The 1,275-nt window shown below is 57.8% G+C and carries 1 rRNA gene; it reads left to right on the top strand.

Going from position 1 to position 1,275, the window contains the following annotated elements:
* A 23S ribosomal RNA gene (locus tag ABD347_RS30565) occupies window positions 1–1,275 on the top strand; the annotation flags it as partial.

Raw genomic sequence — 1,275 nt, 5'->3', positions numbered from 1 at the left:
GTTGCGAGGTTAACCCGTGTGGGGAAGCCGTAGCGAAAGCGAGTCCGAACAGGGCGATTTAGTAGCGCGCTCAAGACCCGAAGCGGAGTGATCTAGCCATGGGCAGGTTGAAGCGGAGGTAAGACTTCGTGGAGGACCGAACCCACCAGGGTTGAAAACCTGGGGGATGACCTGTGGTTAGGGGTGAAAGGCCAATCAAACTCCGTGATAGCTGGTTCTCCCCGAAATGCATTTAGGTGCAGCGTCGTGTGTTTCTTGCCGGAGGTAGAGCACTGGATAGGCGATGGGCCCTACCGGGTTACTGACCTTAGCCAAACTCCGAATGCCGGTAAGTGAGAGCGCGGCAGTGAGACTGTGGGGGATAAGCTCCATGGTCGAGAGGGAAACAGCCCAGAGCATCGACTAAGGCCCCTAAGCGTACGCTAAGTGGGAAAGGATGTGGAGTCGCAGAGACAACCAGGAGGTTGGCTTAGAAGCAGCCACCCTTGAAAGAGTGCGTAATAGCTCACTGGTCAAGTGATTCCGCGCCGACAATGTAGCGGGGCTCAAGCGTACCGCCGAAGTCGTGTCATTGCAGCATGAGGGCCAACGCCCGCTGTGATGGGTAGGGGAGCGTCGTGTGCCGGGTGAAGCAGCCGCGGAAGCGAGTTGTGGACGGTTCACGAGTGAGAATGCAGGCATGAGTAGCGATACACACGTGAGAAACGTGTGCGCCGATTGACTAAGGGTTCCTGGGTCAAGCTGATCTGCCCAGGGTAAGTCGGGACCTAAGGCGAGGCCGACAGGCGTAGTCGATGGACAACCGGTTGATATTCCGGTACCCGCTTTGAAACGCCCAGTATCGAACCAGGCGATGCTAAGTCCGTGAAGCCGCCCTGAGCTCTTCGGAGTGTAGGGGAGTGGTGGAGCCGACGGACCAGACCTGTAGTAGGTAAGCGATGGGGTGACGCAGGAAGGTAGTCCAGCCCGGGCGGTGGTTGTCCCGGGGTAAGGGTGTAGGCCGTGTGATAGGCAAATCCGTCACACATTGAGGCTGAGACCTGATGCCGAGCCGATTGTGGTGAAGTGGATGATCCTATGCTGTCGAGAAAAGCCTCTAGCGAGTTTCATGGCGGCCCGTACCCTAAACCGACTCAGGTGGTCAGGTAGAGAATACCGAGGCGTTCGGGTGAACTATGGTTAAGGAACTCGGCAAAATGCCCCCGTAACTTCGGGAGAAGGGGGGCCATCACTGGTGAGAGCACTTGCTGCTCGAGCTGGGGGTGGCCGCAGAGA

The organism is Streptomyces gobitricini, from assembly GCF_039532985.1.
Lineage (GTDB): Bacteria > Actinomycetota > Actinomycetes > Streptomycetales > Streptomycetaceae > Streptomyces > Streptomyces gobitricini.
Note: the sequence above shows the minus strand (reverse complement) of the source record. Positions and strands in the feature narration are given on the sequence as shown.